Source organism: Streptomyces bottropensis ATCC 25435, from assembly GCF_000383595.1.
Taxonomy (GTDB): domain Bacteria; phylum Actinomycetota; class Actinomycetes; order Streptomycetales; family Streptomycetaceae; genus Streptomyces; species Streptomyces bottropensis.
In genome coordinates, this window is sequence record NZ_KB911581.1 from 774264 (window position 1) to 795965 (window position 21702).

Genomic DNA, 21702 nt, shown 5'->3' on the forward strand with positions numbered 1-21702 from the left:
CATGCCCTGCATGGGGGTCAAACGGGGTTTCAAACGGGGGGAGTTCAGCCATGTCTGTCGACCATGTCGAAGAGATCGCGGGGGGCGGCGAGGGGGAGCGGACCGTCACGCCATCGGCCGAGGTTTCGGCCACCACCGCGACGGTCACGGCGGCCGTCCGCCGCTACGCGGTGGCGCCCGGCGTCCGTCTCAACGTCCGCAGCGGCCCGAGCACCAGCTATGGCATCGTCCGCGTCCTCTCCGAGGGCGTCACGGTACCGATCTACTGCCAGACCCCGGGCCAGACCATCTCCGGCCCCTACGGCACCACGAATGTCTGGGACAACATCGACGACGGCCAGTACATCTCCGACGCCTACGTCTACACCGGCAGCGACGGCTACGTGGCGGGCCGCTGCGGCTGACCCAGGAACCGGGGCCGACCGACGACACGGCACGGCGGCATGGAGAGCACCGCGGTACCCCGCGCGGGGTACCGCGGCCAGGCCGGTCCGGCCGCCCCGGGGGCCCGGGCACCGCCGCGCAGCCGCTCCGACGCCGGAGCCATAATCGACCCGTGAGCGACAAGCCGAAGGACGACCAGGCGGGGCAGACACAGGGCCAGGGCCAGGGCCAGGGGTCGCAAGGGCCGCAGGCGCCCTCGGCCGTTTCCCCGGCGACCCCTACGGGCCCTCGCCCCGAACCCATCCGCTTCTTCGGAACCACCTGGCTGAACCACGACGGCAACTACACGGCCCGCCGCGCGACCGTCACCGCCGGCTCGCTCGCGGCCCTGGCCGTCTCCTGCCTGGTGCTGCGCCTGGCCTACGAGGGCCTGCAACTGGCCGCGGTCGGCGGTTTCGTCAGCATCCTGGTCGTCGTCATGTTCGCCATCTGCAGCGCCCTGGCCTTCGGCCACACCTGGGGTGCCTTCACCAAACGCCCGGACCCGGCCCGTCACTCCTCCCTACGGGGCCTCCTCACCATCGGCTTCCTCGGCTCCCTGACCGCCTACTTCCTCCGCTCCCTGAAAGAGGCCCCGGGCGAGTCCCTCCACCGCGAGGAGTACACCGAGGCCCGCCGGCAGTACGACCGCCGCACAGCCAAGCGCACGAAGAACCCGGCCAAGCGCCGCCGCCCCTGACCGACGGGCACATCACCGCCCCCGCCAGGTACGCGGCGAACCGCGACGCGGGAGGGTGCAGCCCCCGGGAACGGGACGGGTGGGTGCGGCCCGGGCGACAGCCCCTCCCCAACGCCGCCCCACCGAGCCACGATGTCCCCATGACCACCTCCCGCCCCCGCCTCTCCCACACCGCCCGAGCCCACTCCTTCAACGCCGCCGCAGCCCAGTACGCGGCGAACCGCCCCTCCTACCCACCCACCCTCTTCGACACCATCGAAGCCCTGGCCGGTCGCCCCCTCCCCGGCGCACGCGCCGTGGACGTGGGCGCGGGCACCGGCATATCCACCACCCTCCTCCACACCCGCGGCGCCGACGTCCTCGCCGTGGAACCCGGCGCGGGCATGGCCGCCCAGTTCCGCCGCAGCCACCCCCACATCCCCCTGGTCCGCGGCGACGGCAACGCGCTCCCCGTCGCCACCGCCTCCACCGACCTCCTCACCTACGCCCAGTCCTGGCACTGGACCGACCCCGCCCGCTCGGTCCCGGAGGCACTGCGCGTACTCCGTCCCGGCGGCGCACTGGCCCTCTGGTGGAACACCGACGCCGTCGACGTCCCCTGGATCGCCGACGCCACCGTCCGCATCCACCGCTTCCTCGGCGTGGACCCCGGCACCCCGGTCGAGAGGAGCGGCTCCGGCGCACCCGCCGCCCTCGCCGACACAGCGGCCCTCGCCGACACCACCGACCGGCTCGACTTCACCCGCTGCCAGATCCGCTGGAGCCGCACGGTCCCCCTGGACACCCACCTGGCCAACATCGCCAGCCACTCGGGGTTCCTGATCCTCGGCGAAGAGGCCACCTCCACGTTCCTCACCGAGGAACGAGCCCACCTTCGCGGACTCTTCCCCACCGAAACCATCGAAGAGATCTACGACGTAGACCTATTGGTGGCCATCCGCCCCTGAACGCCCGCCGTCCCGCCCCGGGAACACCCTCCACCCGTGGGCACCCTCCGACCCACCGACCGGCCCGCACCCCCATCCCCATCACCCCTGCCGAGCGCCCGCGCCGCCTACGCGCCCGCTCGCGCTTCCGCCTGCCCCCACCCGGTACCCGCCCGAAACCCACATCCGGTACCCGGCCCGCCCAGAACCCACCTCACCCCCTCACTTGACGTCCCCCTCGCCCTGCGCAATATTCATCACATGATGAATAAATCCGGGAGCGGGCCCTCACTCCCACCCGCCATCCACGCCCAGAACCTCACCGTCGCCCGAGGACCGCGCACCGTGCTCCGCGCCGTCGACTTCGCCGTCCCCCAGGGCCAGATCACCGGCCTCCTCGGCCCTTCCGGCTGCGGAAAATCCACCCTGATGCGAGCGATCGTCGGCACCCAGGCCAAGGTCACCGGCACTCTGGACGTCCTCGGCCGCCCCGCGGGCGACGCCACCCTCCGCTCCCGCATCGGCTACGTCACCCAGGCCCCCTCCGTCTACGACGACCTGACCGTCAGCCAGAACCTCGCCTACTTCGCCGCGATCCTCGACCCCGGCCGCGCGGCCGCCGACCGCCGCCACGAGAACGTCACCCGGGCCATCGCCGACGTGGACCTCACCACCCACGCCGACGCCCTCGCCGGCAACCTCTCCGGCGGTCAGCGCAGCCGCGTCTCCCTGGCCGTGGCCCTCCTCGGCGCCCCCGAACTGGTGGTCCTCGACGAGCCCACCGTCGGCCTGGACCCCGTCCTCCGCCGCGAACTGTGGGCCCTCTTCCACACCATCGCCGCCGAGCGCCGGGCCACCCTCCTGATCTCCTCCCACGTCATGGACGAGGCCGAGCGCTGCCACCGCCTCCTCCTCATGCGCGAGGGCCGGATCCTCGCCGACGACACCCCCGAGGCCCTCCGCACCCGCACCCGCACCGAAACGGTCGAAGAGGCCTTCCTCCGCCTGGTCGACGAGGCCACGGCGACCGCGCCCACAGCCACGACCGACGCACACCAGAAGGAGCCGGCGCGATGACCGCCACGACGACATCCACGCCCCCGGTGGCCTTCCGCCCCAGGGCCCTCAGTTACTCCCGCACGACCGCCACAGCCGCCCGAGTCCTCCGCCAACTCGGCCACGACCCCCGCACGATCGCCCTGCTGATCCTCATCCCGTGCGTGATGCTGTTCCTGCTGCGCTACGTCTTCGACGGCAGCCCACGCGTCTTCGACTCCATCGGCGCCTCACTCCTCGGCATCTTTCCGCTGATCACGATGTTCCTGGTGACCTCGATCGCGACCCTGCGCGAGCGCACCTCGGGCACCCTGGAACGCCTCCTCTCCATGCCTCTCGGCAAGGGAGACCTGATCGCCGGCTACGCCCTCGCCTTCGGCACCCTGGCGGTCATCCAGTCCGCCCTCGCCACGGGTCTGGCCGTCTGGTTCCTCGACCTGGACGTCACCGGCTCCCCCTGGCTCCTCCTGATCGTCGCCCTCCTCGACGCCCTGCTCGGCACCGCCCTCGGCCTCTTCGTCTCGGCCTTCGCCTCCTCCGAGTACCAGGCCGTCCAGTTCATGCCGGCCGTGATCTTCCCCCAGCTCCTCCTCTGCGGCCTGTTCACCGCCCGCGCGAACATGCACCCCGCCCTGGAGGCCATCTCCAACGTCCTCCCCATGTCCTACGCCGTCGACGGCATGAACGAAGTGCTCCTCCACACCGACATGACCGCCACCTTCGTACGCGACATCGCGATCGTCGCCGGCTGCGCCGTCCTGGTCCTCACCCTGGGAGCGGCCACCTTGCGGCGCCGGACGACCTGACGCCCGACACGCCACCCGGCCGACGTCCCGCCCACCGGACACGCCGACCGAACCCGCGTCCCCGGTGCGAGGATGGCCCCAGGACGACGCACCTCCGGAGGGCACCCGCACCATGAGCCAGAAAGTCGCAGTCCTCGGCACCGGCAAGATCGGCGAGGCCCTGCTCAGCGGCATGATCCGAGCCGGCTGGGCACCCGCGGACCTCCTGGTCACCGCCCGCCGTCCCGAACGCGCCGAAGAACTCCGCACCCGCTACGGCGTCACCCCGGTCACCAACGCCGAGGCCGCGAAGACCGCCGACACGCTCATCCTCACGGTCAAGCCTCAGGACATGGCCACCCTCCTCGACGAACTCGCCCCGCACACCCCCGCCGACCGCCTGGTCGTCAGCGGCGCGGCGGGTATCCCCACCTCCTTCTTCGAGGAGCGCCTGGCCGCAGGCACCCCCGTCGTACGTGTCATGACGAACACCCCCGCCCTCGTCGACGAGGCCATGTCCGTCATCTCCGCCGGCAGCCACGCGAGCGAGGCCGATCTCGCGCACGCCGAGGAGATCTTCGGCGCCGTCGGCAAGACCCTTCGCGTCCCCGAGTCCCAGCAGGACGCCTGCACCGCCCTCTCCGGCTCCGGCCCGGCGTACTTCTTCTACCTGGTCGAAGCCATGACCGACGCGGGCATCCTCCTCGGCCTGCCCCGGGACAAGGCCCACGATCTGATCGTCCAGTCCGCCATCGGCGCGGCCACGATGCTCCGCGACAGCGGCGAACACCCCGTCAAGCTCCGCGAGAACGTCACCTCTCCCGCCGGCACGACGATCAGCGCCATCCGTGAACTCGAGAACCACGGAGTGCGCGCCGCGCTGATCGCCGCACTGGAGGCCGCCCGCGACCGCAGCCGCGAACTGGCCTCCGGCAAGAAGGACTGACGCCCCGCGCGGTCAGCCGGCCAGCAGACCGATCGCCCGGTACGCCTCATCCACCCTCGGCCGAGCCATCCCTCTGGCCTTCTCCGCACCCAACCGCAGCACCCCCTCAACATACGAAGGATCCGCGCACAACTCCTTGTGCCTCTCCTGTACGGGCCTGAGGAGCTCGACCACGGCCTCTGCGGTGTCCTTCTTCAGTGCTCCGTACGATTCATATACACCGCTCAGGTCCTCGGGGTTCCCACCCTCACAGGCGGCGAGGATCTCCAGCAGGTTCGCGAGCCCCGGCCGTTTCTCCGGGTCGTACACGACATCCCGCCCGCTGTCGGTCACGGCCCGCATGACCTTCTTCCGCGCCACGTCCGGTTCGTCCAGCAGATAGACGATGCCCGGCCCGACGTCGTCGGTCTTCCCCATCTTCGACGTCGGATCCTGGAGGTTCATCACCCGGGCCGCGACCTTCGGACGCGTGGCCCGCGGTACCACGAACGTCCGCCCGTACCGCTGGTTGAAGCGCACGGCCAGGTCCCGCGTCAGTTCCACATGCTGCGTCTGGTCATCGCCCACGGGCACCTCGTCGGTCCCGTACGCCAGGATGTCCGCCGCCATCAGGACGGGATAGGTCAGGAGCGACAGCCGGACACTGCCGCCCCGCTCCCGTTCCCGCGCCGACTTCTCCTTGTACTGGATCATCCGACGCATCTCGCCGTCCGTGGCCACGCACTCCAGCAGATACGACAGCCGTGCGTGCTCGTCCACGTGACTCTGGACGAAGACGGTGCACAGTTCCGGATCAAGCCCCGACGCCAGCAGCAGGGTCGCCGCCTGCCGGGTCAGCCGTCGCACCCGCGCCGGATCGTGGTCCACGGTGAGCGCGTGCAGATCCACCACACAGAACAGCGCGTCCGTCCGGTGCTGGTCGACCTCGGCCCACCGTCGTACGGCTCCCAGGTAGTTCCCCAGCGTCAGATGCCCCGTCGGCTTGATCCCGCTGAACACCCGTGTCATCTCTCCACCTCCTGATCAGGACCGCCACCACCCGGCCGGCCGTCCCACAGGAGGGAGATACGAGAAACGGCCGCCGGGGGCGGCGGCCGTCGAGTACATACGTGCGTACGGCCGCCGTCAGGCGGCCCACCACTGCTGGTGACACGTACGCGTAGTCATGGGGGTCAGGCTACGCCTCATGGGACCCCGTGGCAGCGAGTTGACACACCCCGAGCCGGTACGTAGTGTTCTCCGGGTTGTTCGACGTGAGCGCCGACCTCGGTCGGTCCCCGGACAGCCATTCCGCAGGTAACCACCAACAATCGACGACCTGTCGTCGTGTCCTTGGCATGTGTATTTGCGAAATGAGGAATCCGCGTTCGAAAGGGCGCAGCCCCCGATTAGCTCGGAGGCAGGGAATCCGCTAAAGTCTCACTCGTCGGAGCGGCCCAACAGCCGCGAGGACAACACCCGCTGACTGGGAATCAGGACCGAAAGGATCTGGTAGAGTCGGAACCGCCGGAAAGGGAAACGCGAAAGCGGGAACCTGGAAAGCACCGAGGAAATCGGAACCGGAAACGGTCTGATAGAGTCGGAAACGCAAGACCGAAGGGAAACTGCCCGGAGGAAAGCCCGAGAGTAGCTTGGGTGAGTACAAAGGAAGCGTCCGTTCCTTGAGAACTCAACAGCGTGCCAAAAATCAACGCCAGATATGTTGATACCCCGTTCCCGGCCGGATCTCCGGTTGGGGCGAGGTTCCTTTGAAGTAAAACACAGCGAGGACGCTGTGAACGGTCGGGCTTATTCCGCCTGACTGTTCCGCTCTCGTGGTGTCGACCCGATTACGGGTAAACATTCACGGAGAGTTTGATCCTGGCTCAGGACGAACGCTGGCGGCGTGCTTAACACATGCAAGTCGAACGATGAACCACTTCGGTGGGGATTAGTGGCGAACGGGTGAGTAACACGTGGGCAATCTGCCCTTCACTCTGGGACAAGCCCTGGAAACGGGGTCTAATACCGGATACAACACTCTCGGGCATCCGATGAGTGTGGAAAGCTCCGGCGGTGAAGGATGAGCCCGCGGCCTATCAGCTTGTTGGTGAGGTAACGGCTCACCAAGGCGACGACGGGTAGCCGGCCTGAGAGGGCGACCGGCCACACTGGGACTGAGACACGGCCCAGACTCCTACGGGAGGCAGCAGTGGGGAATATTGCACAATGGGCGAAAGCCTGATGCAGCGACGCCGCGTGAGGGATGACGGCCTTCGGGTTGTAAACCTCTTTCAGCAGGGAAGAAGCGAAAGTGACGGTACCTGCAGAAGAAGCGCCGGCTAACTACGTGCCAGCAGCCGCGGTAATACGTAGGGCGCGAGCGTTGTCCGGAATTATTGGGCGTAAAGAGCTCGTAGGCGGTCTGTCGCGTCGGATGTGAAAGCCCGGGGCTTAACCCCGGGTCTGCATTCGATACGGGCAGACTAGAGTGTGGTAGGGGAGATCGGAATTCCTGGTGTAGCGGTGAAATGCGCAGATATCAGGAGGAACACCGGTGGCGAAGGCGGATCTCTGGGCCATTACTGACGCTGAGGAGCGAAAGCGTGGGGAGCGAACAGGATTAGATACCCTGGTAGTCCACGCCGTAAACGGTGGGAACTAGGTGTTGGCGACATTCCACGTCGTCGGTGCCGCAGCTAACGCATTAAGTTCCCCGCCTGGGGAGTACGGCCGCAAGGCTAAAACTCAAAGGAATTGACGGGGGCCCGCACAAGCAGCGGAGCATGTGGCTTAATTCGACGCAACGCGAAGAACCTTACCAAGGCTTGACATCGCCCGGAAAGCATCAGAGATGGTGCCCCCCTTGTGGTCGGGTGACAGGTGGTGCATGGCTGTCGTCAGCTCGTGTCGTGAGATGTTGGGTTAAGTCCCGCAACGAGCGCAACCCTTGTTCTGTGTTGCCAGCATGCCCTTCGGGGTGATGGGGACTCACAGGAGACTGCCGGGGTCAACTCGGAGGAAGGTGGGGACGACGTCAAGTCATCATGCCCCTTATGTCTTGGGCTGCACACGTGCTACAATGGCAGGTACAATGAGCTGCGAAGCCGTGAGGCGGAGCGAATCTCAAAAAGCCTGTCTCAGTTCGGATTGGGGTCTGCAACTCGACCCCATGAAGTCGGAGTTGCTAGTAATCGCAGATCAGCATTGCTGCGGTGAATACGTTCCCGGGCCTTGTACACACCGCCCGTCACGTCACGAAAGTCGGTAACACCCGAAGCCGGTGGCCCAACCCCTTGTGGGAGGGAGCTGTCGAAGGTGGGACTGGCGATTGGGACGAAGTCGTAACAAGGTAGCCGTACCGGAAGGTGCGGCTGGATCACCTCCTTTCTAAGGAGCACTTCTACCGATCCCTACGGGGTGAGGTCAGAGGCCAGATCATCAGCGAACGTCTGATGCTGGTTAGCTCATGGGTGGAACGTTGATTATTCGGCATCTTGAGTCATCTCAGGCTGTGAGTACTGTCCTTTCGGGGGCGTGGAAAGCTGATCTGAGTGGTGAGGGTGCCGGGCACGCTGTTGGGTGTCTGAGGGAATGGCCGTGCTTTACGGTTGCCTTCAGTGCCGGCCCCAGTGCACTCGGACTACTGGTTCGGGGTGATGGGTGGTTGGTCGTTGTTTGAGAACTGCACAGTGGACGCGAGCATCTGTGGCCAAGTTTTTAAGGGCGCACGGTGGATGCCTTGGCACCAGGAACCGATGAAGGACGTGGGAGGCCACGATAGTCCCCGGGGAGTCGTCAACCAGGCTTTGATCCGGGGGTTTCCGAATGGGGAAACCCGGCAGTCGTCATGGGCTGTCACCCTTGCCTGAACACATAGGGCAAGTGGAGGGAACGCGGGGAAGTGAAACATCTCAGTACCCGCAGGAAGAGAAAACAACCGTGATTCCGGGAGTAGTGGCGAGCGAAACCGGATGAGGCCAAACCGTATGCGTGTGAGACCCGGCAGGGGTTGCGTATACGGGGTTGTGGGATCTCTCTTTTACAGTCTGCCGGCTGTGAGACGAGTCAGAAACCGTTGATGTAGGCGAAGGACATGCGAAAGGTCCGGCGTAGAGGGTAAGACCCCCGTAGCTGAAACATTGACGGCTCGTTTGAGAGACACCCAAGTAGCACGGGGCCCGAGAAATCCCGTGTGAATCTGGCGGGACCACCCGCTAAGCCTAAATATTCCCTGGTGACCGATAGCGGATAGTACCGTGAGGGAATGGTGAAAAGTACCGCGGGAGCGGAGTGAAATAGTACCTGAAACCGTGTGCCTACAAGCCGTGGGAGCGTCGCGCATCGAGTTTACTCGGTGCGTCGTGACTGCGTGCCTTTTGAAGAATGAGCCTGCGAGTTTGCGGTGTGTTGCGAGGTTAACCCGAGTGGGGTAGCCGTAGCGAAAGCGAGTCCGAACAGGGCGATTTTAGTAGCACGCTCAAGACCCGAAGCGGAGTGATCTAGCCATGGGCAGGTTGAAGCGGAGGTAAGACTTCGTGGAGGACCGAACCCACCAGGGTTGAAAACCTGGGGGATGACCTGTGGTTAGGGGTGAAAGGCCAATCAAACTCCGTGATAGCTGGTTCTCCCCGAAATGCATTTAGGTGCAGCGTCGTGTGTTTCTTGCCGGAGGTAGAGCACTGGATAGGCGATGGGCCCTACCGGGTTACTGACCTTAGCCAAACTCCGAATGCCGGTAAGTGAGAGCACGGCAGTGAGACTGTGGGGGATAAGCTCCATGGTCGAGAGGGAAACAGCCCAGAGCATCGACTAAGGCCCCTAAGCGTACGCTAAGTGGGAAAGGATGTGGAGTCGCACAGACAACCAGGAGGTTGGCTTAGAAGCAGCCACCCTTGAAAGAGTGCGTAATAGCTCACTGGTCTAGTGATTCCGCGCCGACAATGTAGCGGGGCTCAAGCGTACCGCCGAAGTCGTGTCATTCCAGCATATAGGGCCAACGCCTGCTGGGATGGGTAGGGGAGCGTCGTGTGCCGGGTGAAGCAGCCGCGGAAGCGAGTTGTGGACGGTTCACGAGTGAGAATGCAGGCATGAGTAGCGATACACACGTGAGAAACGTGTGCGCCGATTGACCAAGGGTTCCTGGGTCAAGCTGATCTGCCCAGGGTAAGTCGGGACCTAAGGCGAGGCCGACAGGCGTAGTCGATGGATAACCGGTTGATATTCCGGTACCCGCTGTGAAGCGTCAAACACTGAACCAGGCGATGCTAAGTCCGTGAAGCCGTTCCGGACCCTTCGGGGAAAGGAAAGTGGTGGAGCCGACGGACCAGACTTGTAGTAGGTGAGTGATGGGGTGACGCAGGAAGGTAGTCCATCCCGGGCGGTGGTTGTCCCGGGGTAAGGGTGTAGGCCGTGCGATAGGTAAATCCGTCGCACGTGTGGCTGAGACCTGATGCCGAGCCGATTGTGGTGAAGTGGATGATCCTATGCTGTCGAGAAAAGCCTCTAGCGAGTTTCATGGCGGCCCGTACCCTAAACCGACTCAGGTGGTCAGGTAGAGAATACCGAGGCGTTCGGGTGAACTATGGTTAAGGAACTCGGCAAAATGCCCCCGTAACTTCGGGAGAAGGGGGGCCATCACCGGTGATAGCACTTGCTGCTTGAGCTGGGGGTGGCCGCAGAGACCAGCGAGAAGCGACTGTTTACTAAAAACACAGGTCCGTGCGAAGCCGTAAGGCGATGTATACGGACTGACGCCTGCCCGGTGCTGGAACGTTAAGGGGACCGGTTAGTCACATTTCGGTGTGGCGAAGCTGAGAACTTAAGCGCCAGTAAACGGCGGTGGTAACTATAACCATCCTAAGGTAGCGAAATTCCTTGTCGGGTAAGTTCCGACCTGCACGAATGGCGTAACGACTTCTCGACTGTCTCAACCATAGGCCCGGTGAAATTGCACTACGAGTAAAGATGCTCGTTTCGCGCAGCAGGACGGAAAGACCCCGGGACCTTTACTACAGTTTGATATTGGTGTTCGGTTCGGCTTGTGTAGGATAGCTGGGAGACTTTGAAGCTCGGACGCCAGTTCGGGTGGAGTCGTCGTTGAAATACCAGTCTGGTCGTGCTGGATGTCTAACCTGGGTCCGTGATCCGGATCAGGGACAGTGTCTGATGGGTAGTTTAACTGGGGCGGTTGCCTCCTAAAGAGTAACGGAGGCGCCCAAAGGTTCCCTCAGCCTGGTTGGCAATCAGGTGGTGAGTGTAAGTGCACAAGGGAGCTTGACTGTGAGACCGACGGGTCGAGCAGGGACGAAAGTCGGGACTAGTGATCCGGCGGTGGCTTGTGGAAGCGCCGTCGCTCAACGGATAAAAGGTACCCCGGGGATAACAGGCTGATCTTCCCCAAGAGTCCATATCGACGGGATGGTTTGGCACCTCGATGTCGGCTCGTCGCATCCTGGGGCTGGAGTCGGTCCCAAGGGTTGGGCTGTTCGCCCATTAAAGCGGTACGCGAGCTGGGTTTAGAACGTCGTGAGACAGTTCGGTCCCTATCCGCTGCGCGCGCAGGAATATTGAGAAGGGCTGTCCCTAGTACGAGAGGACCGGGACGGACGAACCTCTGGTGTGCCAGTTGTCCTGCCAAGGGCATGGCTGGTTGGCTACGTTCGGGAGGGATAACCGCTGAAAGCATCTAAGCGGGAAGCCTGCTTCGAGATGAGTATTCCCACCCACTTGATGGGGTAAGGCTCCCAGTAGACGACTGGGTTGATAGGCCAGATATGGAAGCCTGGTAACGGGTGGAGTTGACTGGTACTAATAGGCCGAGGGCTTGTCCTCAGTTGCTCGCGTCCACTGTGTTGGTTCTGAAACCACGAACAACCCCATGCCATGGTCACGGTGTGGTGCGGTTGAGTGTTTCATAGTGTTTCGGTGGTCATAGCGTGAGGGAAACGCCCGGTTACATTCCGAACCCGGAAGCTAAGCCTTACAGCGCCGATGGTACTGCAGGGGGGACCCTGTGGGAGAGTAGGACGCCGCCGAACAAATATTGCGAAAACCCCCGCCGGGAAGCCGGCGGGGGTTTTCTGCGTTTGGGGTTCGCTTAGGGTCGGAGCATGCGCTATGACCTCGTGATCTTCGACAATGACGGCGTTCTCGTCGACAGCGAGCCCCTCTCCAACCGGCTCCTCGCCGAGTACCTCACCGAACTGGGTCACCCGACCTCGTTCGAGGACTCCATCCGCGACTACATGGGGTCGGCCATGCACCGGGTTCACGAAGTGGTGCTGGAGCGGACCGGGCAGAGCCTGCCGGGGGACTTCGACGACGTCTTCCATCAGCGGGTGTTCGCCGGGTTCGAGCGGGAGTTGGAGCCGGTGCCCGGCGTGGTGGCGGTACTGGAGAAGCTGGTCGCGGACGGGGTGCCGTACTGCGTGGCGTCGTCCGGAAGTCACGAGCGGATCCGGGTGGGGCATCGCACGACCGGGCTCGACCGGTGGTTCGGGGAGGGGCTCGTGTTCAGTTCGCAGGATGTGGGGCGGGGCAAGCCGGCTCCGGACCTCTTCCTGCACGCGGCCGAGCGGATGGGTGTCGCCCCGGACCGGTGTGCCGTCGTCGAGGACAGTCCTCTCGGGGTGCGGGCGGGGCTCGCGGCCGGGATGGATGTGTACGGGTATACGGCGATGACGCCCGCCGGGAAGCTGGCCGGAGCCAGGGGGTACTTTTCGGACATGGGAGAGCTGCTCGACCTGCTTAGTTGAGCAGTATTCAACTTCCTCTACCCATGAGTAGGCCGTGCCCCCTACTGTGCCGCCATGACAGATGTGCTGCGGCGCGGTAGGGCCGCGTTGGCGTTCAGCTTCTTCGCCCAGGGTGTCGCCTTCGCGCTGCTCGTGACGCGGATTCCGGCCATCCAGGACCGGTACGGAGTCTCCGACGCGCTGTTGCCCGCCTTCCTCGCCGCCGTGCCGGTCCTCGCCGGGGTCGGCAGTGTCTGCACGGAGCACCTCGTGAAGAGGATTCCGCCGAGCCGGGTGCTCAGGTGGTCCCAGCCCGTCGTGCTCCTGGCGCTGCTCGGCGTGGGGGCCGGCGACCGGATGGTCGTCCTCGGTGCGTCGCTCGCGGCCTTCGGGCTGGCGGTCGGTGCGCTGGACGCGTCCATGAACATGCTCGGGGTGAGCCTGCAGCGGTCGTACGGGCGGAGCATCATGCTCGGCTTCCACGCCGTGTACAGCCTGGGTGGGATAGCCGGGGCCTCGCTGGCGTGGATGGGGGCGCACTGGGATGTGGCGCTGCTGCCCCTGTATCTGCCGGTGGTGATCGCGCTGCTGCCGGCCGCCCTGGCGGCGAGCCGGTGGTACGTCGACGGGGGTGGGCCGGAGGACAAGGCCCCAACAGCCGCCGCGGAGGGCGGGAACGTCGCCTTCAAGCTGCTGCTGCCGCTCTGTCTGGTGATGTGCTTCGCGTACATCGGGGACTCGACCGTCTCCAACTGGAGTGCGAAGTATCTGCAGGACGTGCTCGGGAGTTCCGACCAGCTGTCGACCGTTCCGTACAACGTCTACATGATCACCACGCTGATCGGGCGGTCCATCGGGGACCTCGGGGTGCGGAGGTTCGGGGCCGTGGCCGTCGTGCGGGCCGGTGCGGTGGTGGCGGCGGCCGGATTCGCCGTGGTGGCGGGGGCGCCGGGGGCCTGGGTGGGGATGCTCGGGTTCACACTGCTGGGGCTCGGGTTGTGTGTGCTGGTGCCGCAGACGTTCGCGGCGGCCGGGCGCCTGTTCCCCGGAGCTTCGGACGCGGCCGTCGCGCGGCTGAACATCTTCAACTATGTCGGTTTCCTGATCGGTTCTCCGTTGGTGGGGGCCCTGGGCGACCTCTGGAGCTATCGCGGGGCGATGCTCGTACCGATGGTTCTGGTGCTGGTGACGTTGGTGTACGCCCGCTCGTTCGAGACCGAACCGGACCGATACGGTGGCGGGCATGAGCGGCCGCGCACAGCTGATGTGGGACGAGGCAGTAACGGGCTATGACTTCGGTCCGGACCATCCGATGGATCCGGTCCGGCTGGCGCTGACCCGGAGCCTGGTGAGCGCCTTCGGGCTCGACCGGGAGATGGACGTCGTCTCGGCGAAGCCGGCGGGGGAGTCGACCCTGCGGCTCGTGCATCGCGAGGACTACGTGGCGGCGGTCAGGGCCGCGTCGGCCGATCCCCAGGGCGCGGACGGGGCGTACGGGCTCGGGACCATGGACGATCCGGCCTTCGCCGGGATGCACGAGGTGTCCGCGCTGATCGCGGGGCAGTCGGTCGGAGCGGCGGAGGCCGTGTGGCGCGGGGACGCGCTGCACGCGGTGAACTTCGCGGGCGGGCTGCACCACGCGATGCCCGGTGGCGCGTCGGGGTTCTGTATCTACAACGACGCGTCGATCGCCATCGCCCGGCTGCTGGAGCTGGGGGCGGAGCGGGTCGCGTACGTGGATGTCGACGTGCACCACGGGGACGGGGTGCAGGCGGCGTTCTGGGAGGACCCGCGAGTTCTGACGATCTCGATGCACGAGCATCCCCGGACCCTGTTCCCGCAGACCGGGTGGCCGGAGGAGACGGGGGCCTCGCCGAGCGCGGAGGGGTCGGCCGTGAACGTGGCGCTGCCGGCGGGGACCGGGGACGCCGGGTGGGTGCGGGCGTTCCACGCGGTGGTGCCGGAGCTGATCGCGGACTTCCGGCCCCAGGTGCTGGTGACCCAGCACGGGGCCGACACGCACTTCGAGGACCCGCTGGCGCACCTGGCGGTGTCCCTGGACGCGCAGCGGGCGGTGCAGGTGGCGTTGCACGAGCTGGCCCATGAGCATGCCGACGGGCGGTGGGTCGCGCTCGGCGGAGGCGGTTACGCGGTGGTGGATGTCGTGCCGCGGTCGTGGACGCATCTGGTGGCGATCGCGGCGGGGCGGGAGATCGCGCCGGAGAGTGTGATCCCCGAGGAGTGGCGGCAGCAGGTGTTCGCCCGGACGCGGCAGCTGGCGCCGGCGCGGATGACCGATGGGCGGTGGCCGGTGTCCTGGGCGGACTGGGAGGAGGGGTACGACCCCGCGGACCGGCTCGACCAGGCGGTGCTCGCCGCGCGGAAGGCCGTTTTTCCGCTGCGGGGGTTGTTGCCGTAGGCGGTTGCCCGTCCCCGTTGCCCCTGCCCGTCCCGGTCCCAGGGGCCGGGCGTCCTTTCGCCTCCCGCTCAAGACTCGGGGCTCCGCCCCGGACCCCGTTCGCGCAGTTCCCCGCGCCCCTGGCGGGAGTTAGGCCAACTGTGTGGTGGGGCGGGGGTTTTCGGGGTGGTGGTACGGGCTGTGCGTCACCATCGGGGCGTGGTGAGTGGCGCGGCGTTGCGGGAGCACCTGGTGGCCTGCGGGCTCGCGGGGCGGGTCGCCACCACCCGGGAGGCGAGTCTGCGGAGTTATCGGTTGTTCGCGGCCCGGGACCCGCGGTTTCTGATCGGACTTGATCCCGAACTGTCCTGGCGGCAGCGGGATGTGCTCGATCTGATGGCGGAGAAGTGTGGCGTTTCGGCCGATCCGGGGTGCACCTCAGGGCAGGATGTCATTGACCCCGAGCGCACGATGGGTGCGCTGGACCGCTTCGCGGAACGCGTCGCGGCGGTCGCTCGCCGTGGCGGGACGGTCCTCTTCGGGACCGGGCACCCACATCGGCTGATGGGTTTCTACGGCGCGTTGGCAGACGCCATGTCGGCGGCAGGATGTGAGGTTCTCACCCCAGCGACGGGTAGACGTGTCGACATAACGACCCGGTTCGGTCTACGCACGCACCATCTCGACTACGTACGAGGCGTCGCCGTGGTCCGTGAGGCGCCCGCCCTGCGCTCCGGTTGTGCGACCGGCGTGCACACCCATTCACCGCTCCCGGTTCGGACCGTTCTGGCGGCCGCGGCGGAGGCCGGCGGGCCGCTCCCGGAGCTCGTCGTGGGAGACCACGGATGGGTCTGCGGGGCAGGTCAGCTGGGGTTCGAGGCGATCGGGCTCGCCGACACGGACGATCCGGCTCTCTTCGTGGGCGAGAGGGAGGGGCAGGTGTCCGTCGCCGTTCCACTTGATGACGGTGTGCGGTCCGCTTACTACCGACCACTGACCCGCTACGTACTCAATCGGGCGTGTCTGTCACAGTAGGGCGCCGATGGCATCCCCTCTTCCCCACTCGCATCACCCGCCCCTACATTGGGGAGTGAGCACGCAACGACGAAGAGTCACCGGAAGGGGAAGCCGGTGGCCGTCGAGTGCGGAAGGTTCAGGTGTGTCATGGCTGCAGCTGGCGAGAGGCCTCTGAACGAGGTTCAGTTCCTGACCGTGGCGGAAGTCGCCTCGGTGATGCGAGTGTCGAAGATGACCGTGTACCGCTTGGTGCACAGCGGTCATCTGCCGGCGATCCGGGTGGGCAGGTCCTTCCGGGTGCCGGAGCAAGCGGTACATGAGTACCTCCGCGAGAGTTATGTGGGGGTGGAGACGGCCTGACGGCCACCGGGGCAGAGGGGCTTCCGGAGGACCTGCGGTACCTCCGGGATCCCCCCGCTCCCCCTCGATTACGACCTCAGCGCTCGGACCGGTAGGCTGGCCCCTCGTAGGTCGTATGGGCCCATGGCGCCCAAACGCCGAGTGATGAGAAGTGAGCGAGGGTAGTCGTGGGCTCTGTTATCAAGAAGCGGCGCAAGCGGATGGCTAAGAAGAAGCACCGCAAGCTGCTCAAGCGCACCCGCGTTCAGCGTCGCAACAAGAAGTAAGGCGGTCCGGCCCCGGAAACGGGGTCCTGGCCGGCCCCCCTCGCGTAAGGGGGCCGCACGCCTTGCTTTCTTGCGCGAGCGCTGTTGAGAGCGCGTTGCTGTGGCCCTCCACCGAATGCGGTGGGGGGCCACAGTGTTTTCGCCCGCCCATTGTTTTTGCCGGTCATTGACGGGGTCGCGGTCACCACACGGCAACATCGAACCGCTAACGTGGCCGCACACGGGGAACGCGGCAGAGTACGAGCAGAGTTACGCCTATGTGAGCGGACGTCTGGAAGGAAGGCGCTGATCTTGGGAAAGGTCGTGCTCGTCACCGGGGTGGCCCGTCAGCTGGGGGGCCGTTTCGTGCGGCGGATCCAGCGTGACCCGCAGGTCGACCGGGTCATCGCGGTCGACGCGGTACCACCGGGACATCATCTGGGCGGCGCGGACTTCGTGCAGGCCGACATCAGGCAGCCGGCCATAGCCCGTCTGCTGGCCGAGCACAACGTGGACACCGTGGTGCACATGGACGTCACGGGCACGCCGCTGGGCAGTGGCGGCCGGGCCACACTCAAGGAGACCAACGTCATCGGCACCATGCAGCTGCTCGGTGCCTGCCAGAAGTCCCCGCTGGTCAAGCGGCTGGTCGTGAAGTCCAGTACGAACGTGTACGGGTCCGCGCCGCGCGACCCGGCCGTGTTCACCGAGACGATGCCGCCCAAGTCGCTGCCCAGCGGCGGCTTCGCCAAGGACACCGTCGAGGTCGAGGGGTATGTACGCGGGTTCGCCCGGCGGCGGCCCGATGTGGCCGTGTGCGTGCTGCGGTTCGCGAACATCCTCGGGCCGAGCGCGGATTCCCCGCTCGCCTCGTACTTCTCGCTGCCGGTGCTGCCGACCGTGCTGGGCTACGACCCGCGGCTGCAGTTCGTGCACGAGGACGACGTCATCGAGGTGCTGCGGATCGCCTCGCACGAGCCGGCGCGGGGCACGCTCAACAGCGGCACGTTCAACATCGCGGGTGACGGCGTCCTGCTGCTCTCGCAGTGCGCGCGGCGCCTCGGTCGGCCGACGGTGCCGCTGCTGATGCCGGCGGTCAGCTGGGTCGGTTCGATGGTCCGCACGCTGGGCTTCACCGACTTCTCGCCGGAGCAGCTGCGGCTGCTGACCCACGGGCGGGTCGTGTCGACGAACCAGATGCGCGAGACGCTCGGCTACCGGGCCAGGTACACGACCGCGGAGACCTTCGCCGACTTCGCCCGCAGCAGGGGCCCCGGGCTCCTGCCCCCGGAGGCCCTTGCTGGGGCCATCGACCGGATCGCCGCCCTGCCCGTGCCCACGCCGGTCGGCGGCCACCCCCCGACGCAGAGCGCCAACTGAGGAGCGCATCAACGATGGCGGATGCCAAGGTCATTCCGTTCGACGACGACCGGACGCGTGGGGGCGCCGTGCAGCGCCCGCCGCGCCGGCGGAGTACGGGGAGCCGGCGCAAGGGCGACAACGCGGTCGTCCGGGATGTTCGTGAATCCGGCGAGGTCCAGGCCCTCCCCGGACGGCCGACCAGCACCGATGATGTTCCTGTGACACGGGAGAAGCCGGAGCCGCCTCAAGAGGCCGCCGAGGCACAGGACGGCGGCGGCCTGGAGCGCCGGATCGCGGGCGGTCTCGCGTTCCTGCGCAAGCGGCTCACCGGTGACTACGAGGTCGACGACTTCGGCTACGACGCCGAACTCACCGACCAGGTGCTGATGTCCCTGCTGCGGCCCGTGTACGAGAATTACTTCCGGGTCGAGGTGAAGGGCATCGAGAACATCCCGACGGACGGCGGCGCCCTGATCGTCTCCAACCACTCGGGGACGCTGCCGCTGGACGGCCTGATGATGCAGGTCGCCGTCCACGACAACCACCCCACCGGGCGGCATCTGCGGCTGCTCGCGGCGGACCTGGTCTTCATGCTGCCAGTGGTCAACCAACTGGCCCGCAAGCTCGGTCACACCCTCGCGTGTGCGGAGGACGCCTCACGGCTGCTGCAGCAGGGCGAGCTGGTCGGGGTCATGCCGGAGGGCTTCAAGGGCCTCGGCAAGCCCTTCGGCGACCGCTACAAGCTGCAGCGCTTCGGCCGCGGCGGCTTCGTCTCCACCGCCCTGCGCGCCGGTACGCCGATCATCCCGTGCTCGATCGTGGGCGCGGAGGAGATCTACCCGATGATCGGGAACTCGAAGACGATCGCCCGGCTTCTGGGCTTCCCGTACTTCCCGATCACGCCGACGTTCCCGTTGCTCGGTCCGCTGGGCGCGGTGCCGCTGCCGACGAAGTGGACGATCCAGTTCGGCGAGCCGATCCCGACGGACGGGTATCCGCCGGAGGCGGCCGAGGACCCGATGCTGATGTTCAACCTGACGGACCAGGTGCGGGAGCAGATCCAGCACACCCTGTACAAGCTGCTGGTGCAGCGACGGTCGGTGTTCTTCTAGCCGTCGCCTGGCTGTCGCGGCGCTGCACGCGATGGTGGACACGACGGTGGGGCGCCCTTCTTCGCGAAGGGCGCCCCACCGTCGTACGGGGGCAGTCGCTGTTCTGGCCGTCGATGCCCAGGCCCGGGAGGAGCCCCGGGAGGAGGGGCGGGAGGGTGACGTCGGGCTGTTCGGCCTCGGCGGTCCTGCCGGTGGACGGGGAGGTGCTGGCGGTGTCCTGCTGGGGCGGGTCGAGGAGGCCGCCGGTGGTGCCGCCGACGAGGCCTTCGCCGCCGCCGTCCGAGGTGGACGGCTTCGGTTTGCCGGTGGTGTCCTCGCTGTCGCCGCCGACGGAACCGCCGCTGGCGCTCGGGGCCGGGTGGCCGGGGCCGGTGGTGTCGGGTGTGCCGGAGCCCGTGGAGCGCTGCCGGCCGTCGCCGCCCGGCGTGGGGGGCGGGGGCAGGAGCGACGAGTGCGGGGCGACCTCGTCGTCTATGGCGTCGAAGACCGAGGAGACCTGCTGGCTCACGTCTCCGAGCTGCACGGGCAGCCGGTCGCGCAGGGCGCCCCAGGCCTCGCGGTGGGACCGGGAGAACGCCGAGAGGGCCCGGATGGGGCCCAGGGACTCCGGATCTCGCTCGTAGGCCTCGTGGAGCAGGCGGTGGCCCTCGGAGGCGTCGTGCCGCATCCCGGTGAGGGCGCGGCGGATCTCGCCGAGGGATTCGTGGTCGAGCTGTCCGCCCCGGCCCCGCTCCATGAGGCGGCGGGCCTCGCCGAGACGGGTCGACGCCTGGTCCAGATAGAGCCGGCCCCGGTCGTCGGTGTCGTCGGCCAGGGTGAGCTTCACGTCCTCGATGCCGCGCTTGAGGCCGTAGAGCGAGTCACCGGGCAGGGCGTCCGAGCTGGCGGCTGCCACACCGCCGAAGGCGCTCGCGGCCACGCCGACGCTGAGCCCGCCGGCGGCGAGCCCCTTCGTCAGGCGGGACCGTGGTCGCAGCTTGCCCAGCGGACTTGCCCGGTGCGCGCCCCGCGCTTTGCCCGATCGCTGTTCGGGCACCGAAGGGTCCGACGCCTCGCGCCCCGGCAGCGTGCCGTCCCGCAGCATGGCTTCCATCGCGGCCACCAATTGCGCGCGATGGACGACCTTGACCTCGGGGTCGAGCACTGGCTTGGGCAGCTCGTCGAGACCGGTGGTGAGGGCCAGCATGTGGTCCTGCTCGGTCTGTCGCGCTGCCGGGGCCGATGCCGATCCCTCGGGCCGCTCGGCCGCCGTGCCCCGGTCGGACAGCTCCTCCAGGGCCTGGGCGAAGGCGTTCGCCCGCCGGTGCGCCGATACGTTCGCGATCACTGGCGGCACCTCCTCTCGTCATGACGGTCGACTCCCCAGGGGGTCCTGAGGGTTGCACGTCCCTGGCCGGTCCACACGATCGAGTGATCGGTGTCGGCCAGGCGCGACCACAGGGAGCCTGTATCCCGCACAACGAGCGGCGTGGCACTTGGGTTACGGACGGCGGATGATCGGGCGGGGAAGTCAACGGGCCTTGACAGTGGGTGAGTTGAGGATCGCGCAGCGTGTGCGAATCGGCGCGCCGGGCGCGGGTGTCGCTCAGTGGGTGGCCGTCCCGGTCCTCGCCGGGCTGGAGGGAGACGGGCACGATGATCCGCGCGACCGGGGTCGGCGGCGTCAGCGGGCGTCGTCCGGGAGGAGGCGGGCGAGGGTGCGGACCGCGCGGTACTGGAGGGTCTTGATCGCGCCCTCGTTCTTGCCCATGACCCGGGCGGTCTCGGCGACGGAGAGGCCCTGCAGGAAGCGGAGCGTGACGCATTCCTGCTGCTGGGGGTTGAGGCGGCGTACGGCTTCGAGGAGGGCCGCGTTGGAGAGGGACTCCAGGACGGAGTCCTCGGGGGAGCGCTCGACCTCGTTGGCGTCGAGCATCTCGCCGGTGGTGACCTCCAGCCGGAAACGGCTGGACTTGAAGTGGTCGGCCACCAGGTTGCGGGCGATCGTCACCAGCCAGGCGCCGAAGTCGCGGCCCTGCCAGGTGAACGTGCCGATGCGCCGCAGGGCGCGCAGGAACGTCTCGCTGGTGAGGTCCTCGGCGGTCGCCTTGCCGCCGACGCGGTAGTAGATGTAGCGGTAGACCGTGTCGCTGTACTGGTCGTACAGGCGACCGAAGGCGTCGGCCTCGCCGGACTGGGCGCGTTCGACGAGGTCCATCATGCGGGCGCTGTCGCTGTCCGCGGCGGGACGGCGGGTGGTCGTGGCGGTGGATCCCGAACGGCCTCGTCTGCCTACCGCCGCGCTGCCGTCGGCCAGTGCGTAGCACGGGCCGACGGGCGCGGCGGAGGTGGCGAGGGCGGGGACGGCGTACGCGGTGGGGACGAAGCCGCGCAACAGTTGGTTGACCGTCGCGCGCAGCGTAGCCAGGCCCGAGGCGTCAACCCCGACGTGTGGGTACACGGGACTCCCAGAGGCAGAGCTTCCATCACGTGCAGTGCGGAACCTTTCACCCGTCGTAGCGACGGAGGGGTACCGGTTTGCGTTTGAGGAGAATAACGCTTCGTGCAGGCACTGCTACACCCAGTTGCTCAAATCGTCGATTACGTCGCTTCTGTTACTGATTGACGGCTGCTCAAGTACAGGTCTGTGATCGGTTGTTGATCGATTGAGTTCGTGT

Annotated in this window: 17 protein-coding genes and 3 rRNA genes; 17 read left to right on the top strand and 3 right to left on the bottom strand. The window is 66.9% G+C overall.

All coding sequences use genetic code 11. From position 1 onward, the window contains the following. Positions 1 to 50 precede the first annotated feature (50 nt). From STRBO_RS0103440 to proC, 6 genes are all read left to right on the top strand, one after another. A complete protein-coding gene (locus STRBO_RS0103440; protein ID WP_005475706.1) occupies positions 51 to 404 on the top strand; it encodes an SH3 domain-containing protein in 354 nt (117 codons plus the stop codon). Between the two features lie 152 nt (positions 405 to 556). After that, positions 557 to 1123 carry a hypothetical protein gene (locus STRBO_RS0103445; RefSeq protein ID WP_005475700.1) on the top strand — a complete coding sequence of 189 codons (567 nt, stop codon included), beginning with the start codon at positions 557 to 559 and terminating at the stop codon, positions 1121 to 1123. A gap of 140 nt (positions 1124 to 1263) precedes the next feature. Further along, complete coding sequence (locus STRBO_RS0103450; protein WP_020113786.1) at positions 1264 to 2070, top strand: class I SAM-dependent methyltransferase; 807 nt, start codon at positions 1264 to 1266, stop codon at positions 2068 to 2070. Positions 2071 to 2310: 240 nt separating this feature from the next. Next, positions 2311 to 3126 carry an ABC transporter ATP-binding protein gene (locus tag STRBO_RS0103455; RefSeq protein WP_086016300.1) on the top strand — a complete coding sequence of 272 codons (816 nt, stop codon included), beginning with the start codon at positions 2311 to 2313 and terminating at the stop codon, positions 3124 to 3126. Further along, positions 3123 to 3911, top strand: a complete 789-nt coding sequence (locus STRBO_RS0103460; protein WP_005475697.1) for an ABC transporter permease — start codon at positions 3123 to 3125, stop codon at positions 3909 to 3911. The genes STRBO_RS0103455 and STRBO_RS0103460 overlap by 4 nt, the downstream gene beginning before the upstream one ends. Before the next feature lie 112 nt (positions 3912 to 4023). After that, positions 4024 to 4836, top strand: coding sequence for a pyrroline-5-carboxylate reductase (gene proC / locus STRBO_RS0103465; RefSeq protein ID WP_020113787.1), 813 nt, complete (start codon positions 4024 to 4026; stop codon positions 4834 to 4836). Between the two features lie 12 nt (positions 4837 to 4848). Here the strand turns inward: proC and trpS are convergent, their stop codons facing one another. Then, positions 4849 to 5844, bottom strand: coding sequence for a tryptophan--tRNA ligase (trpS, locus tag STRBO_RS0103470; protein ID WP_005475695.1), 996 nt, complete (start codon positions 5842 to 5844; stop codon positions 4849 to 4851). Between the two features lie 834 nt (positions 5845 to 6678). Here trpS and STRBO_RS39870 point away from each other — a divergent pair. From STRBO_RS39870 to STRBO_RS0103520, 11 genes are all read left to right on the top strand, one after another. After that, a 16S ribosomal RNA gene (locus STRBO_RS39870) occupies positions 6679 to 8205 on the top strand. A 320-nt stretch (positions 8206 to 8525) separates the two neighbouring features. Continuing rightward, positions 8526 to 11649 (top strand): 23S ribosomal RNA (locus tag STRBO_RS0103480). Positions 11650 to 11738: 89 nt separating this feature from the next. Further along, positions 11739 to 11855: ribosomal RNA gene (rrf, locus tag STRBO_RS0103485) — 5S ribosomal RNA — on the top strand. The 16S, 23S and 5S rRNA genes sit together here, the layout of an rRNA operon. Before the next feature lie 72 nt (positions 11856 to 11927). Beyond that, positions 11928 to 12572 carry an HAD family hydrolase gene (locus tag STRBO_RS0103490; RefSeq protein WP_005476553.1) on the top strand — a complete coding sequence of 215 codons (645 nt, stop codon included), beginning with the start codon at positions 11928 to 11930 and terminating at the stop codon, positions 12570 to 12572. A 54-nt stretch (positions 12573 to 12626) separates the two neighbouring features. Continuing rightward, positions 12627 to 13844, top strand: coding sequence for an MFS transporter (locus STRBO_RS0103495; RefSeq protein WP_020113788.1), 1218 nt, complete (start codon positions 12627 to 12629; stop codon positions 13842 to 13844). After that, complete coding sequence (locus STRBO_RS0103500) at positions 13795 to 14970, top strand: acetoin utilization protein AcuC (RefSeq protein WP_005476551.1); 1176 nt, start codon at positions 13795 to 13797, stop codon at positions 14968 to 14970. The genes STRBO_RS0103495 and STRBO_RS0103500 overlap by 50 nt, the downstream gene beginning before the upstream one ends. A gap of 198 nt (positions 14971 to 15168) precedes the next feature. After that, positions 15169 to 15984, top strand: a complete 816-nt coding sequence (locus tag STRBO_RS0103505) for a phosphatase (protein WP_005476550.1) — start codon at positions 15169 to 15171, stop codon at positions 15982 to 15984. A gap of 129 nt (positions 15985 to 16113) precedes the next feature. Continuing rightward, positions 16114 to 16326 carry a helix-turn-helix domain-containing protein gene (locus STRBO_RS0103510; protein ID WP_004984898.1) on the top strand — a complete coding sequence of 71 codons (213 nt, stop codon included), beginning with the start codon at positions 16114 to 16116 and terminating at the stop codon, positions 16324 to 16326. 167 nt (positions 16327 to 16493) lie between these two features. Continuing rightward, positions 16494 to 16592, top strand: a complete 99-nt coding sequence (locus tag STRBO_RS41330; RefSeq protein ID WP_003948845.1) for a 30S ribosomal protein bS22 — start codon at positions 16494 to 16496, stop codon at positions 16590 to 16592. A 291-nt stretch (positions 16593 to 16883) separates the two neighbouring features. Continuing rightward, positions 16884 to 17951, top strand: a complete 1068-nt coding sequence (locus STRBO_RS0103515; RefSeq protein ID WP_020113791.1) for an NAD-dependent epimerase/dehydratase family protein — start codon at positions 16884 to 16886, stop codon at positions 17949 to 17951. A gap of 14 nt (positions 17952 to 17965) precedes the next feature. After that, the gene (locus tag STRBO_RS0103520; protein WP_005476547.1) at positions 17966 to 19045 is read left to right on the top strand and encodes a lysophospholipid acyltransferase family protein; all 1080 of its coding nucleotides are present in this window, start codon (positions 17966 to 17968) and stop codon (positions 19043 to 19045) included. Here the strand turns inward: STRBO_RS0103520 and STRBO_RS0103525 are convergent. Beyond that, positions 18963 to 20372: a DUF5667 domain-containing protein gene (locus STRBO_RS0103525; RefSeq protein ID WP_020113792.1), complete on the bottom strand. Its 1410-nt coding sequence runs from the start codon at positions 20370 to 20372 to the stop codon at positions 18963 to 18965. The two genes, STRBO_RS0103520 and STRBO_RS0103525, sit on opposite strands and share 83 nt — an antisense overlap. Positions 20373 to 20708: 336 nt before the next feature. After that, positions 20709 to 21485: an ECF subfamily RNA polymerase sigma factor, BldN family gene (locus STRBO_RS0103530; protein WP_020113793.1), complete on the bottom strand. Its 777-nt coding sequence runs from the start codon at positions 21483 to 21485 to the stop codon at positions 20709 to 20711. Positions 21486 to 21702: the final 217 nt, after the last annotated feature.